Raw genomic sequence first — 14,497 nt, forward strand, 5'->3', positions numbered from 1 at the left:
AAAATTTATGTGAATGTCATTGAAAAACGTTACACATTCCTTCACAAAACTCCCGTCCAAGGTGTGGTGGGAGAGTCGGCATCAAATAAAGATAAATGATCTGTGGAATAATCTGTATTAAAACCAATTTTACTATTTTCAGAAATTGGCAATTTATCCAGTTCCTCTAAAACTTCTAATGCCGATTGATATCGTTCTTTATGATCATCTAATACCATTTTATTAATAATTGCTGCTAAAGGCTGACTAACTTTAGCTTGATCAATCCATTTTACTTTGCCATCAATATCTCTTACTAACTCATGGGGAAAAATACCAGTCAAGGCTTTAATTCCAATCATGCCAATGGCGTAAATATCGCTATTATATTGAGGATGACCAAAACATTGTTCACTAGGTGCATAACCTTTAGTACCAATACCAATAGTCAAGGCTGTTGAATCAAGATTTTCTGTGATATGCGTGCTGACTTCTTTCACAGCCCCAAAGTCTATTAATACTAGTTTCCAATCTGAATGTCGGCGGATAATATTTTTAGGTTTGATATCTCTGTGAATTACGCCATTGGCATGGACAAATTTTAATATCTGCAACAAGTCTTTTAAAATTCCAATCACTACACTTTCTGCGATACATTTACTTGATACTAATTCCTGATTTAATGGATGTCCAAGTATATAATCTTGCACTAAATAAAATTCTTGATCTTCTTCAAAATATGCTAAAAGCTGAGGAATTTGATTGTGTGTTCCTAGTCTGGCCAGGGTTTTTGCTTCTGAACTAAATAAACGCCGAGCAAGTGCTAAAGTCTCGGCTTTAGTTGTAGCTGGTTTTAAATGTTTGACTACACATTGGGGGTTGTCAGAACGCTGTATATCTTCTGCAATATAGGTTTGACTAAATCCACCTGCACCAAGAACTTTAATAAGTTTGTAGCGTCCGGCAAGTATTTTAGCATTCAATGTTAAATCCCTTTGCTGAATTAAGTTTTGTAGGTGCAGAAGTGTTGACTGATAGTCTCCTGAATAACTGGATAAAGTTTGCAGTTATGAAAAATTAATAATAATTTTTTTTGTTGATTTTTCTCTTAGTTTGGAAAAACTTTTCTGGCTGTAAATAATTGTTCCAGTTTTCTGAGTCAAATACATAAGTATGTGGGATTAATTAAAAATCAGACTTTTCTGGTAAAATTCTCTGCTAAGTGGGTGAAGCCTACTGTAGGCAGAGGCAGGGGATATGCTTTTAATCTACCCTTCCAGCTAACACTCATTTTTTCTGCTTCCCTCTCCTCGTAGGAGAGGTAGGGCAGGGGTTGGGGGTGAGGTCAATATATATGTTTAATTCAGCCATTATACTTACCATAAAGGAATTATCTCAAATATCTGCTCATTTCCCCAAAAGTAAATGCGATCGCATTTTGGTTGCAGATACTTCACTGACGCTGTGACTAATAGGGCTTCTTCAACGGCTATACTCCCATATTTTTGTGACACCTGCTGAAATTAGTGATTATTAACCTCACCATAGCTACTTGATGTATCAATAACTATATCTAAAGCTACCGAACGCACACTCGCTTTCATCAACTTGGTGATAATCTGGGTATAAGCTGGACATCTATAAGGGAAAGATTCTAATAGCAACATTTTGAAATAAAACTTCAAGAAAAATATTATACATTTGTGAAGTATGCTTTAATTATTACTAAATTTACATGAGTACAGTTACACTAAAATATTCCCTATACAAATACGGCTCAACTATTTGTCTGACTGGATTCCTCTGTGTGATTGTTGCACAGATATGAACCAGACTAACTTCACTTTTCTTTGCAATTGATGACTGCCAGATTCTACCCTACTCCAGTACTCAACTGAACCAATTGGGCAGCAGGAGGAAAAGAAACTTTGATCCTCCTATCACTAACCCGTATAATTTGGTTTGGCAGTGTGTAGGCAAAAGATGGCAGGTAAACAAGGTTGAACTCAGCTACCCTCCCAGGGAACCTTCTCTCACCGCTTAAATATTGATACTTACCAGGAAATAATCCCTACGGTTAATGAGAAAATATATTGATGGGGATCAGCCTAGATCCTACCCCAGTCCCTATGCTATACCTCTTTAGGAGTAAACTTGATTGATATACAGATCCTAATGGTGTTAAAGAGTCAATTTTATTGGTAGATTTTGATCACAGGGTATCTTTGAAAGAGTTGGAGGTTAAACAGGTTTAGTTATAAGTCTCTCAAATTTAATGTTTTAGCCAATTTTCTGCTTTGACAGAGGTAAGATAAAAGCTATACATGAAAACTACCTTTTATAGATATTAGCGACTTTGTCAATTAAGAATTGCTATAATCTATTCTTCCATCTTACATTCTTATCTATTATTTAGGTGTAAATTTCTATGGGTTCTCCAATGAATCGTCTATCTATTTTTGTAGATGGAAACAATATGTTCTATGCTCAACAAAAAAATGGCTGGTTTTTTGACCCGCGACGAGTGTTAGAATACTTCAAAAACGAGCAGTCAGAAACGACATTGATTAATGCTTTCTGGTACACTGGCTTAAAAGATCCACAAGATCAACGTGGTTTTCGAGATGCGCTAATTAGTTTGGGATATACAGTACGCACTAAAATTCTCAAAGAATACTACGATGATGTCTCTGGTCGTTACTCGCAAAAAGCGAATTTAGATATTGAAATTGTTGTAGATATGTTTAATACAGTAGATCAGTACGACAGAGTTGTCTTATTCAGCGGCGATGGTGATTTTGAAAGAGCGATAGAACTATTACGCTCAAAAAATACGCATATAACGGTAGTATCAACAGAAGGAATGATAGCGAGAGAGTTACGAAATGCTACGGATAGATATATAGACTTGAACGATATTAGAGACCAAATAGAAAAAACGGAAGGTTAGTAAAGTTAACAATTATTTACAAAACCAAGAGTTAAAAAATAAAGTTCAAGGTATTTTAAGCCCACAATCACAACTAAACAACCCAAAAGCGATGAGAAATCAAGCAGACAGAATTATCATCTTTGATACGACACTGCGAGATGGAGAACAGTGTCCAGGAGCGACTTTAAACATAGACGAAAAGCTGATTATTGCCAAGCAATTAGCACGTCTTGGTGTGGATATTATTGAAGCTGGTTTTGCCTTTGCTAGTCCTGGAGATTTTGAAGCAGTTAAGAAAATTGCCCAAATTGTGGGGACAGAAGATGGCCCTGTAATTTGTAGTTTGGCTAGGGCAATTAAAGCAGATATCGAAGCGGCAGCAGAAGCATTAAAACCAGCAGTTCACGGCAGAATTCACACCTTTATTTCTACTTCTGATATTCACTTAGAGTATCAGCTGAGAAAGTCACGGGCAGAAGTGTTAGCGATCGCAGAAGAAATGGTAGCCTATGCCAAGTCCTTCATGGATGATGTCGAATTTTCACCAATGGATGCGGCTCGTTCTGATCCACAATTCCTTTATCAAGTATTAGAGAGAGCGATCGCAGCTGGTGCAACAACAGTTAACATTCCTGACACCGTAGGTTATACCACACCCAGCGAATTTGGGGACATGATTAAAGGCATTATCGAAAATGTCCCCAACATCGACCAAGCTATTATTTCCGTTCACGGCCATAACGACTTAGGTTTAGCAGTTGCTAACTTCTTAGAAGCCGTCAAAAATGGTGCAAGGCAGTTAGAATGCACCATCAACGGTATTGGTGAACGGGCAGGAAATGCGGCTTTAGAAGAATTGGTAATGGCACTGCACGTCAGACGGCAATATTTTAACCCCTTCTTAGGACGTTCAGAAGATTCTGAAGCACCCCTGACGAATATTGACACCAAACAAATTTACAAAACTTCACGTCTTGTTTCCAACTTGACAGGAATGTTGGTGCAACCAAATAAAGCTATTGTCGGTGCAAATGCCTTTGCACACGAGTCTGGTATTCATCAAGATGGAGTGTTGAAAAACAAACTCACCTATGAGATTATGGATGCCCAATTGATTGGTTTAACAGACAATCAAATCGTCTTGGGCAAACATTCTGGGAGAAATGCTTTTGGTACCCGCTTGAAAGAATTGGGCTTTGAACTGTCAGAAACCGAATTAAATAAAGCCTTCGTCAGATTCAAAGAATTAGCGGATAAAAAGAAAGAAATCTCAGATTGGGATTTGGAAGCCATTGTTAACGATGAAATCCAACAATCACCTGCTTTGTTTCAGGTAGAGTTAGTGCAGGTTTCTTGCGGTAGCAACGCCAAACCCACCGCTACGGTTACTCTCCGCACCCCCGACGGTGAAGAATTAACCGACGCAGCTATTGGTACAGGCCCAGTAGACGCAGTTTATAAAGCCATCAACCGGGTAGTGAATGTACCTAACGATTTGATTGAATTCTCTGTACAATCGGTTACAGGGGGAATTGATGCTCTTGGGGAAGTAACAATCCGCTTAAAATATGAATCGCGTGTTTTTTCAGGTCATGCAGCCAACACCGATATCATTGTGGCATCGGCTCAGGCTTACGTGAATGCACTCAATAGGTTGTACTCCAGCCTACGTCAGGAAGCGAAAGAAGAAGTAACAGCCTAGTAGGGTGGGTTAGGTGCGGTGAGATATTTGATGTTAACAGATTGCCTTAATTCGCACCGTAACCCACCTTGATCAATTCCAGCGCCTGAGTTAAAATTTCTTGTTTTACAACCATAGCTGCTAATTCTTCGGCTTCATATCGTCCTTCAAATGCTTCTAACGACGCTCTTTTTAGTGATACTTGATATCCTTCTTGAAAAATTTCCAATAATTCTGTTTGATTCAAGTAAACACCACCAGATTTGCGGCGCTTGTTAATTTTATTGATTTCTCGCACTGCATTTTCTATAGATATTTCCCAAGAACGGGTAGAACGTTTTTCAGCTTTTTGTTTAATTAAATGAATGAGGAGAATTACGCCATAACTATCAATTTTATTGATTTTATCACTTAGGCTCATTTCTTCTAATTCATCCACCAATAATAAAGCTTCAGGAATTTTACCTTGTTCTAGAAGTTGTCTGAGTTCTAGTAGTTCTTCCATGTTATTTGTTGAATATAAATTATAGTATTTCAAGTATTACAAAAATTATCAATACGCTGTTACTTCTTATATGAATTAGCGATTACAACAGGGAACAGGGTTGAAAATCTCTTGGTATATGGCTTTATTTCTAAAAATTGGATCTGATTTACCTAAAATCTGCTGTATTTTCATTCTAGTATTAATTCTAATACCAAAAAAGTTTATACTGCTAAAAGCTGTTTTTGGTAAATAAACATCCATGAGTACCAATTCAACCACGGAATTACCGCTTTGGGTACAAGATAGAGAAGTATTCCTGACTCATGATCAAGGGGTAGAATGGCGAGAAGGACAAAAGCCAGACTATTCTTATACTAATGAATTTCTACACAAAGAAAGTAAATTTAACCATCCCGAAGGTTCTTTAGAAGCCATAGCCCAAAACCTAGTTCGCACCTTTGAAATGGAAGCTTCTCATAAATTGAACCCCCAACAATGGCTTTCTATCGTTGCGGACAAATTTAGAATGAGTAGCAACGGAGGAGAAGAATACACCGCTAAAGAAGTAGTTGAACAAGGAACATACAACTTATTTATAGTTGACAACGAGCATTATTGTCCAGCGGCTGAAACCTTTGAATCTTCATTTGAACTGTTTCACAAAGCCTTTCCCAACGGCTTTTTATGGGAATTAACAGAAGTGCTATCTGGACCACCCAACGTTACCTTTAAATGGCGACATTGGGGAACATTTACAGGTACATATAAAGATTATGCACCCACAGGGGAAACAATAGAAATAACGGGTATGAGTATAGCCCGTGTAACTGAAGATTTAAAGATTGAATCTTTAGAACATTATTTTGATAATAACGCCTTTTTGCAAAAATTAACTGCTGGTGGTTGTCCCTTTCATTCTTAATATATGGTAGGGGTTTAGCATTGCTAAACCCTGACAAAATCAACATAATTAATTAACCGCAGATAAACGCAGATGAAATACAAATGATGTGAGCAATTTGATATCCAGGGTTTAAAAATTATGAATCACCCCACTACATCATTAACACAAGTCCGCACTGCATTAAAACAAATCTGGGGTTATGATGATTTCCGTCCCCCACAGGGAGAAATTGTCAATACTTTATTATCCCAAAAAGACGCATTAATTATTATGCCCACAGGTGGGGGAAAATCAATTTGTTTTCAACTTCCCGCACTATTAAAAACCGGATTAACTTTAGTAGTTTCTCCCTTAGTAGCACTAATGGAAAACCAAGTTGAAGAACTACGTCAACGCAACCAAAAAGCAGCACTTTTACACAATGAATTACCTGCAAATCAACGTCGTGCAGCTTTGCAAGCTTTAGAAAAACAACAATTAAGATTATTATATTTATCACCAGAAACTTTACTCAGTCCCCCAGTTTGGGAAAGATTATCTCATCCCCAATTACAAATTAATGGAATTATCCTTGATGAAGCTCATTGTTTAGTACAATGGGGTGATACTTTTCGTCCAGCTTATCGGCGTTTAGGTGCAGTTCGTCCAGCGTTATTAAAATCAAAACCACCAGGAACTAAAATTAGTTTAGCAGCTTTTACAGCAACGGCTGATCCTTCAGCACAAAAGATTATTTCTACAGTTTTACAATTACAGCAACCTGATAGTTTTAGACTTAATCCTTACCGTCCAAATTTACATCTTAGCATTCGTATTGCTTGGACACCAAAAGGAAGAAAACAACAATTATTAAAATTTATTCAAAATCGACCAAATCAAACAGGTTTAATTTATGTCCGCACTCGGAAAGATAGTGAGAATTTAGCCGAGTGGTTAACAGAAATAGGATATAACACTGCTAGTTATCATGCAGGATTAGGTGCAACAGAAAGACGTGCAGTAGAAGCAAGTTGGTTAGGTGGAAAAATACCCTTTGTGGTGTGTACTTGTGCTTTTGGAATGGGAATTAATAAAAGTGATGTGCGCTGGGTGATTCATTTTCATGCACCACATTTATTATCTGAATATGTGCAAGAAATGGGACGTGCTGGAAGAGATGGAAAACCAGCAGAAGCGTTAACTTTAATCAGTGAACCGACGGGTTTTTTAGATGCTGAAGATAAACAAAGACAGCAGTTTTTTCAAGAACAAATGTTTAAGCAACAACAAAAAGCTCAACAGTTAGTGAAAAAGCTACCGCAACAGGGAGAAGTAACATCTGTAACGCGACAATTTCCTGATGGTGCAACAGCGCTTTCTTTACTTCATAGCAGTGGACAATTACAATGGCTTGATCCTTTTCATTATGCGATTTCTGCAAAGTCAGGAAATCAGCCACAAATGCAATTACAAGCTGCGAAACAAATGAGTGAATATTTGCATACTAAAAAGTGTCGTTGGCAATTTTTGTTAAATGCTTTTGGTTTTGCTAAAGAAGCTGCAAACTGGCGTTGTGGACATTGTGATAATTGTCGTAAATAGATAGTCAATTTAATAGGTAATTAATAAATATTGCAAAGTTTTATGATGAAGTATTAGATGGACTTTGACAACAATATTGTTTTGTTGAAGCAGCGTTATCTATTTGATTTCTGAGCGTATCTATCATTCCTATTACTTGTGTATGCAATTCATCATAATATTTTTCATCTATATCAAGATAATTACCATGAGCTATAATATTCCTTTTCTCTAGCAACTTTTCATCTATTAATACTTCTTTAGATTTATAGAAGGAATAGTCTAAACCAATCATACATATTATTTCTTTAAATACTGATGATGATAAATTAGATGTAGTAATTCTAAATTCATATTTTATGACACTTCGCTCATTTAATCTAGTCATAAAAAATTTTGCAACTTCATTATATATAGTTGCTTTTTCTGTGTCCTTAGCCTGATCTAATTGATCTTTCATTGCCAAAGCTATAAAATGATTTGCTAGTTGATTATAAGGTAGTTTTTGCATGGCAACAAATTCTACATAACTATTAGCAGCTACTTTAACAAATCCTTCCCAGTGAGCATAAAGCATAGTGATACCACTGCGAAGTAATGCGTTTCTTTTTGCTGATTCAGAGGATTTTGAATCAATCAGACTTTTCAATATTGAAAGTTCTTTTTTTCGCCATGCCAATTCTTGAGCTAGTTTATCACTAAGCTGCTCTAAAGTGCGTATTTTCATGGCTGAAAGAGCTTACGACCAAGGGGAATTAATCTTGTAATTCTTCGCTGTGCATTTGCATTTGACCACCCTCGACTCGACACAATTGGATTTTCAGGATCTATCCAAAATTGCTTAACTTTTTCCTTTACATTGATAGCTGAATTAGATAAAGTTTTGTAGTTGTGACTAATACCTAACGCAATAAGTTCATAAGCTGATACTAAAAATCCTCCTAAAAACTTTTCTTTCGCGGCAGAGTACCTACGAAAGCTATCAATACCCATTTGTTCATTTAAAATTTCAAATGTTTTATTAAATGCCATTTCTGCTTCTGAATAATCAAAATGTGGATTTTGAGAAATTTCAATCATTTTGTCTGTCAAAAATTCATTGAAATTATTGCTTATATTTCTTATTTCATCTACTTCCAAATTTCTTAAAACTAAAAACTTTAATAATAGTTCCATATCATATTGTTCTGCAATTGATTCTTCACTTAGTCCTACACAATCTTTAAAAATTTCACTTTGACTTAATTTTTTCATCCAATGAAACATTTTCTGATTATTCATTACAAGAATGCAGTTTCTTACCTCCTGTACAGTAGCTATTGAACCTCCAGTGTTCAATCTTTGAAATAACTCATATTTTGCGTTATCATTGCTTTCTTCAAGAATAATAGTCACATCAATTTTAGCTCTTTTTATTAAAAGACGCTGATTTTGTGTTAGAGAGTTTTGAGGATTATCATTATCCTCCCACTTTTTACTTGCTAGATTTGGCAGATATTTAGTACCTTCAAGAATTAATGGTTCAACACAGTTATTATTTTCATCTTTTAGTTTTCCAATCAATTCGTAGATCGTAGATAATCTGTTAAGACCATCTACAACATCCCATACACCATCTTCACGTTGAGCCACAAAAATTGGTGGAATAGGTATACCCAGTAAAATAGATTCTATTAACCTTGTTTTTTGGCTAGAAGTCCAACGAAAAAAGCTTTGAAATTCAGGATGTAAATTAATTGATTTATCTTCATAGAGGCTAATCCATTCTCCAATAGACATTGAATAGTGATCAGATCGTATCTCTTGCCTCATTTTGTCAATTTCTTCCTGAAGTCCCATGTTCTTACTCCAATGCTAAAAATTATAAAATCTGGAAAGCCTACTTTTACAGTCTGTTGAGTTGATATGTAATCCTTTTAGGGTTTGGTAAATTAGTAGTTGATTAACTCTAATTTACCATGAAAACCCTACGTTAAAACTGCTGTAAAAAGCGCAAATCGCTATTATACAAACGGCGAATATCGTCAATTTGATGTAAAACCATCGCAAACCGTTCTACACCAAAACCGGCAGCAAACCCACTATAAACTTCCGGATCGTAACCCACTGATTTAAGTACATTTGGGTCAACCATACCGCAACCCATGACTTCCAACCAGCGTCCATTCCACTGTAAATCTACTTCCGCAGAAGGTTCAGTAAAAGGGAAATAACTAGCGCGGAAACGAATGGGTAAATCACCAAACATGGCTTGCAAAAATACCTTAACTGTGCCTTTGAGGTCTGTAAAAGTCAGTCCTTCATCAATGGCTAAAAGTTCAATTTGATGGAAAACTGCGGAGTGGGTAGCATCTACATCATCTCTTCGATAAACTCGTCCTGGGGCGACAATTCTAATCGGTGGTTCTTCCTTTTCCATGTAGCGAATTTGCACCGATGAGGTGTGAGTCCGCAGTAAATTCCCATCTGGTAAATAGAAGGTATCCTGCATATCACGGGCTGGATGGTCAGGTGGGGTATTCAGGGCTTCAAAATTGTAGTAATCTGTTTCCATCTCTGACCCTTGAGCCACGGTGTAGCCCATACCAACAAAGATATCCAAAGCTTGGTCAATGATACCATTGAGGGGATGAATGCGACCTTGGGGACGGTAAATACCGGGCATAGTCACATCTAAAGTTTCAGACTCTAGCTGTGCTTGAATTTGAGCAGATTCTAAAACGGTGCGTTGCTGGTCAAGAGAGTTTTGGATAGCTTCTTTAACTGTATTAGCGATCGCGCCAATTTTGGGACGCTCCTCCGCACTCATTTGTCCCATGCTGCGTAACAGCGCACCCAATTGACCTTTTTTGCCCAAATAGTTAACTCGCAGTTCTTCCAGGCGTTCCAGGGTATCAGCAGATGCGATCGCTGCTTCTCCTTCTTGGCGCAATGCTAAAAGTTGATCCTCTAAATTGCTAGTCATTAGTCATTATCTTTAGTTATTAGTCATCAAAAAAGGGAACAGCGAATAGAGAACAAAATTTCCTATTTCCTGTACCTTCACTTTCGTGGCAGGTTTCAGGTGGACTATGAAACCCCATTTGAAACCCTCTGTTCCCTGTTACCTCTTTAATAGTCTATAGTCCAAAGTTATGGACTGGAGAAGAAATAAGCTTTGTAATATGCCATTAATAAACTAGACTATTTCTCTTTTTAGCAGTTTAGAGGTATTTTTTATTCTGTACTTGTGACCGCAGACACTGACAAGCGACCCTTAACTGATGAATATCGAAGTATGAAATTACTAATTAGCAACGATGACGGCATTTCTGCCCTGGGTATCCGTACCTTAGCTAACTGCTTGGCAGAAGCGGGTCATGATATTACAGTAGTTTGCCCAGATCGAGAGCGTTCAGCAACAGGACACGGACTAACCTTGCATCAACCAATTCGCGCCGAAATGGTGGAAGCACTTTTTCATCCTGCCATCAAAGCATGGGCTTGTGATGGCACACCTTCCGATTGCGTAAAATTGGCATTGTGGGCATTACTAGATTCGCCCCCTGACCTAGTGCTATCAGGCATTAATCAAGGTGCCAATTTAGGAACAGAAATTCTTTACTCTGGAACTGTTTCAGCCGCAATGGAAGGAGTGATAGAAGGCATTCCCAGCATTGCCCTAAGTCTTACAAGTCATACACACAAAGACTTTCACCCAGCTGCAAACTTTGCCAAACTCCTAGTAGATCAGCTAGTAGCAGAACCTCTCCCAGACTTGATGTTGCTTAACGTCAATATTCCTCCCGTCCCATCGGAAGAAATTGCTGGTGTCACTTTTACTCGCCAGGGAGTGCGCCGCTACGTTGATGTTTTTGACAAAAGAGTAGATCCACGAGGAAAAACTTACTACTGGTTAACAGGAGAGATTTTAGAGGATGTAGAACCGCCCACAGGTTTGAATTTACCGCTAAATATCCCCATCGATGTGCAGGTGATCCGTGAAAACTACATCAGTATTACCCCATTGCAATACAATCTTACTTATGCCAATGCACTGCAACAATTATCGAAACGAGAATTTAAACTTCCGTAAATTTTTGGTTTTCTGACCAGACACCAGCCGAAATAAAATTCATGGCCGCACAATTTAAGCTATAAAAAAGTTAGGAGATATATTGAAATCACTAAATAAGTATAAACTCTAGTATCGTGAGAAGTGGTATACTTCAGTACAACACTCATGATTTCCCAAAAAGTTCTTAAACAGGGTATGATGTTTTACCAATAAAGACCTAGTAACAAAGGTAGTAAGACAGCATAAACCAAAAAAAATAAGACCAATCCTTTTTACTCGATCGCCCGCTCAGTCCAGCAACCAACACCCATGTCTAGGATAGAGAACCAATTTACAGTACAATTTTGGGGCGTCAGGGGCAGCATCCCCTGTCCAGGTCTAAAAACCGTCCGTTATGGGGGTAATACCCCTTGCATTGCTATGCAAGTGGGCGGTAAGCGCTTAATTTTTGATTGTGGTACAGGAGTTCATGTTTTGGGGCAATCTTTGTTACCCCAAATGCCCGTAGAAGGTCACATATTCTTTACCCATTGCCACTGGGATCATATGCAGGGGTTTCCTTTCTTTACCCCAGCATTTATCAAAGGTAATAAATTTAATATCTACGGAGCGATCGCACCAGATGGCTCGACAATTGAGCAAAGGCTCAATGATCAGATGCTTCATCCCAACTTCCCCGTACCCTTGCAGATTATGCAAGCACACTTGAATTTCTACAACATTAAAGCGGGGCAACCAATCGAAATCGATGACATTTTTATAGAAACTGCACCTTTAAACCATCCAGGTGAAGCCGTAGGATATAGAGTTAACTGGCGCGGTGGTTCTGCTGTTTACATCACAGATACTGAACATTTTCAAAATAAATTGGATGAAAATGTCCTGTGGCTGTCCCGTGATGCCGACATCGTCATTTACGATTCCACCTACACAGATGATGAATACTATTCTCCAAAATCACCGAAAATTGGTTGGGGACATTCCACCTGGCAAGAAGCTGTAAAAATAGCACAAGCTGCCAACGTAAAAACCCTGGTGATCTATCACCATGACCCCGCCCACAACGATGATTTTTTAGATAATGTCGGCAAAGAAGCAGTTGAGAAGTTTCCTGGTGCAATCATGGCACGGGAAGGATTAGTACTTCAGGTTCCAGTCTTAGATCCTCTCACAGAATCTTTTCCTGTCAGCAAGTCAGTGTAATTCCTAATCGATAATGGGTAATTATCATCCCGTGTCTAAAGCCAGGGGCTTGTAACCTTGAATGTAGAAAGTAAAGTCTAGCTTTGTCTAGGTTTTATATAGCAGAAAAATGCTATTATTGATAGGTATTTTAGGTGATAACCAAGCCTAAATACTTAATAGTAGGGTGAGATACACCCAAACAATCAAGCCTGTGGACTAGATAGTGCCGACACTTCTAGAGTGTACGCCTTTGGCGTTCCCGAAGGGTAGCAGGAAGAAAAAGCTGGCTCTTGTTAGCATTAGTTAGCTTTGTTGGATCGGATTTATAGATTTTAGATTAGATTGGTGATCAGGAGCTTTCAGCGCCAGAGCCTACCTATTGCTGAGATGGCGACAACTGCTAAATTAACTTTATAGTTTCACCAGCAGTCCAAAAAAGCCTCTAGATGCCTCTCTAAGGGCTGAGGGTAGGTAAACAACTCCCCCTAGCAAAACAGGGGCTATGTTTCCCCTCACAGGGTTGCCGAGCGCTGATAGCTACGATAAACCTAAAATCCCAGAATCCACGTGCTAAATTTGTCTCAAAATGGGTGTTCTGTGTGGGTTGCTTCCTCGACCAAATTGGCTCTAACACCAACTGCTGTTGCCCTTGGAAAATTTGATGGTGTTCATCTTGGTCATCAAAAGGTAATTCAACCAGTTTTGCAGTCAGTTGGGAATGAAGAGGGGTGGGGAGATGGGGAGAAATTACCAGAAAACTCACCCCAAAAACCTACATACTCAACAGTTGTCACCTTTCATCCCCATCCACATGAGTTTTTTACAGGCCAACCCCGTGCTTTGTTAACACCGCTGGATGAAAAAGTTCAACAGTTGCGATCGCTTGGGGTAGAACAACTGGTATTATTGCCCTTCGATAAAGAACTATCAGCCCTATCACCTGAAGAATTCGTAGAAAGAATCCTTGTCCAACAACTGCAATGTCAACGAATCAGCGTTGGCCAGGATTTCTGTTTTGGTCAAAAGCGCACGGGTACTGCACAGGATTTGCAAATACTCGCCGCCAAGTACAAAATACCCGTAACCATCGTTCCCATCCAAACTGATACCAACGATTTACCCGCAAATGGTAAAAGCGTTAATAATACTTCGAGTGAAGACCATCGGATTAGCACTTCATTGATTCGCCAAACTTTGCAAGAAGGCGATATTCAACGGGCAACTCGCTTATTAGGCAGACCCTACACCCTGACTGGATTAGTTATCCCAGGTCAACATTTGGGTAAAACCATCGGCTTTCCTACTGCTAACCTTCAACTACCAAAAGACAAATTTTTACCCCGTCAAGGAGTTTATGCAGTTCGGGTTATCATCCTCAGCGAAACGTCAGATACACCTCCTACTCAGAACTTAGGTGTAATGAATATCGGCAATCGCCCCACTGTCAACGGTACTGATTCCTCGGTAGAAGTACATTTGTTAAATTGGTCTGCTGATTTGTATGGTAAAAACCTAGTTGTGCAACTAGTAAAATTTTTGCGTCCTGAACAAAAATTCCCTTCTCTAGAAGCCCTAAAAAGCCAAATTCAACTTGACTGCACCGTAGCCAGAGAAATTTTGAGTACAGAATGCTGAATTGGGAATGTTAATTGGGAACACTGTAGATATGGTGATTGCAGGCATGGGCAGAAGGCAGGGGGCAGAAGGCAGAA

13 protein-coding genes and 1 pseudogene are annotated in these 14,497 nt (G+C 38.5%); 7 read left to right on the forward strand and 7 right to left on the reverse strand.

The genetic code is table 11. From position 1 onward, the window contains the following. Positions 1-41: 41 nt before the first annotated feature. From H6G68_RS06430 to H6G68_RS06440, 3 genes and pseudogenes are all read right to left on the reverse strand, one after another. Positions 42-1,078: pseudogene (locus tag H6G68_RS06430) on the reverse strand (protein kinase domain-containing protein); the annotation flags it as partial. A gap of 277 nt (positions 1,079-1,355) precedes the next feature. Beyond that, a complete protein-coding gene (locus tag H6G68_RS06435) occupies positions 1,356-1,493 on the reverse strand; it encodes a hypothetical protein (protein WP_190905891.1) in 138 nt (45 codons plus the stop codon). Between the two features lie 9 nt (positions 1,494-1,502). Then, the gene (locus H6G68_RS06440) at positions 1,503-1,646 is read right to left on the reverse strand and encodes a hypothetical protein (RefSeq protein ID WP_190905892.1); all 144 of its coding nucleotides are present in this window, start codon (positions 1,644-1,646) and stop codon (positions 1,503-1,505) included. A gap of 761 nt (positions 1,647-2,407) precedes the next feature. Between H6G68_RS06440 and H6G68_RS06445 the strand changes: the two genes are divergently transcribed. Both H6G68_RS06445 and H6G68_RS06450 read left to right on the forward strand, forming a co-directional pair. Then, positions 2,408-2,929, forward strand: a complete 522-nt coding sequence (locus tag H6G68_RS06445) for a LabA-like NYN domain-containing protein (protein ID WP_016951503.1) — start codon at positions 2,408-2,410, stop codon at positions 2,927-2,929. A 91-nt stretch (positions 2,930-3,020) separates the two neighbouring features. Then, positions 3,021-4,613: a 2-isopropylmalate synthase gene (locus H6G68_RS06450; RefSeq protein ID WP_190905893.1), complete on the forward strand. Its 1,593-nt coding sequence runs from the start codon at positions 3,021-3,023 to the stop codon at positions 4,611-4,613. 46 nt (positions 4,614-4,659) lie between these two features. Here the strand turns inward: H6G68_RS06450 and H6G68_RS06455 are convergent, their stop codons facing one another. After that, entirely contained in the window at positions 4,660-5,097 is a 438-nt protein-coding gene (locus H6G68_RS06455) for a DUF29 family protein (protein WP_190905894.1), read from the reverse strand. A 241-nt stretch (positions 5,098-5,338) separates the two neighbouring features. Between H6G68_RS06455 and H6G68_RS06460 the strand changes: the two genes are divergently transcribed. After that, complete coding sequence (locus H6G68_RS06460) at positions 5,339-6,001, forward strand: ester cyclase (protein ID WP_190905895.1); 663 nt, start codon at positions 5,339-5,341, stop codon at positions 5,999-6,001. A gap of 120 nt (positions 6,002-6,121) precedes the next feature. Beyond that, positions 6,122-7,564, forward strand: coding sequence for a RecQ family ATP-dependent DNA helicase (locus H6G68_RS06465; protein WP_190905896.1), 1,443 nt, complete (start codon positions 6,122-6,124; stop codon positions 7,562-7,564). A gap of 40 nt (positions 7,565-7,604) precedes the next feature. Here H6G68_RS06465 and H6G68_RS06470 read toward each other — a convergent pair whose 3' ends face one another. The 3 genes from H6G68_RS06470 to pheS form a co-directional block, all read right to left on the reverse strand. Continuing rightward, positions 7,605-8,270: an MAE_28990/MAE_18760 family HEPN-like nuclease gene (locus H6G68_RS06470; protein ID WP_190905897.1), complete on the reverse strand. Its 666-nt coding sequence runs from the start codon at positions 8,268-8,270 to the stop codon at positions 7,605-7,607. Continuing rightward, complete coding sequence (locus H6G68_RS06475; protein WP_190905898.1) at positions 8,267-9,382, reverse strand: DUF262 domain-containing protein; 1,116 nt, start codon at positions 9,380-9,382, stop codon at positions 8,267-8,269. The genes H6G68_RS06470 and H6G68_RS06475 overlap by 4 nt, the downstream gene beginning before the upstream one ends. A gap of 133 nt (positions 9,383-9,515) precedes the next feature. Continuing rightward, positions 9,516-10,508 (reverse strand): phenylalanine--tRNA ligase subunit alpha, encoded by a 993-nt coding sequence (gene pheS, locus H6G68_RS06480; RefSeq protein ID WP_190905899.1) that lies wholly within the window; start codon positions 10,506-10,508, stop codon positions 9,516-9,518. Between the two features lie 312 nt (positions 10,509-10,820). Between pheS and surE the strand changes: the two genes are divergently transcribed. From surE to H6G68_RS06495, 3 genes are all read left to right on the forward strand, one after another. Continuing rightward, entirely contained in the window at positions 10,821-11,618 is a 798-nt protein-coding gene (gene surE, locus H6G68_RS06485; protein ID WP_190905979.1) for a 5'/3'-nucleotidase SurE, read from the forward strand. A gap of 291 nt (positions 11,619-11,909) precedes the next feature. Further along, positions 11,910-12,803 (forward strand): MBL fold metallo-hydrolase, encoded by an 894-nt coding sequence (locus H6G68_RS06490; protein ID WP_190905900.1) that lies wholly within the window; start codon positions 11,910-11,912, stop codon positions 12,801-12,803. Positions 12,804-13,352: 549 nt separating this feature from the next. Next, entirely contained in the window at positions 13,353-14,420 is a 1,068-nt protein-coding gene (locus H6G68_RS06495) for a bifunctional riboflavin kinase/FAD synthetase (RefSeq protein WP_190905901.1), read from the forward strand. Positions 14,421-14,497: the final 77 nt, after the last annotated feature.

The sequence above is a fragment of the Anabaena catenula FACHB-362 genome, from assembly GCF_014698735.1.
In the GTDB taxonomy this organism is placed as follows: Bacteria; Cyanobacteriota; Cyanobacteriia; order Cyanobacteriales; family Nostocaceae; genus Anabaena; species Anabaena variabilis_A.

Excerpts from the sequence above, each read along its gene's own strand:
- H6G68_RS06440 (WP_190905892.1), bottom strand. The coding sequence starts at position 1,646 with ATGTTGCTATTAGAATCTTTCCCTTATAGATGTCCAGCTTATACCCAG.
- H6G68_RS06445 (WP_016951503.1), top strand. The coding sequence starts at position 2,408 with ATGGGTTCTCCAATGAATCGTCTATCTATTTTTGTAGATGGAAACAAT.
- H6G68_RS06450 (WP_190905893.1), top strand. The coding sequence starts at position 3,021 with ATGAGAAATCAAGCAGACAGAATTATCATCTTTGATACGACACTGCGA.
- H6G68_RS06455 (WP_190905894.1), bottom strand. The coding sequence starts at position 5,097 with ATGGAAGAACTACTAGAACTCAGACAACTTCTAGAACAAGGTAAAATT.
- H6G68_RS06460 (WP_190905895.1), top strand. The coding sequence starts at position 5,339 with ATGAGTACCAATTCAACCACGGAATTACCGCTTTGGGTACAAGATAGA.
- H6G68_RS06465 (WP_190905896.1), top strand. The coding sequence starts at position 6,122 with ATGAATCACCCCACTACATCATTAACACAAGTCCGCACTGCATTAAAA.
- H6G68_RS06470 (WP_190905897.1), bottom strand. The coding sequence starts at position 8,270 with ATGAAAATACGCACTTTAGAGCAGCTTAGTGATAAACTAGCTCAAGAA.
- H6G68_RS06475 (WP_190905898.1), bottom strand. The coding sequence starts at position 9,382 with ATGGGACTTCAGGAAGAAATTGACAAAATGAGGCAAGAGATACGATCT.
- pheS (WP_190905899.1), bottom strand. The coding sequence starts at position 10,508 with ATGACTAGCAATTTAGAGGATCAACTTTTAGCATTGCGCCAAGAAGGA.
- surE (WP_190905979.1), top strand. The coding sequence starts at position 10,821 with ATGAAATTACTAATTAGCAACGATGACGGCATTTCTGCCCTGGGTATC.
- H6G68_RS06490 (WP_190905900.1), top strand. The coding sequence starts at position 11,910 with ATGTCTAGGATAGAGAACCAATTTACAGTACAATTTTGGGGCGTCAGG.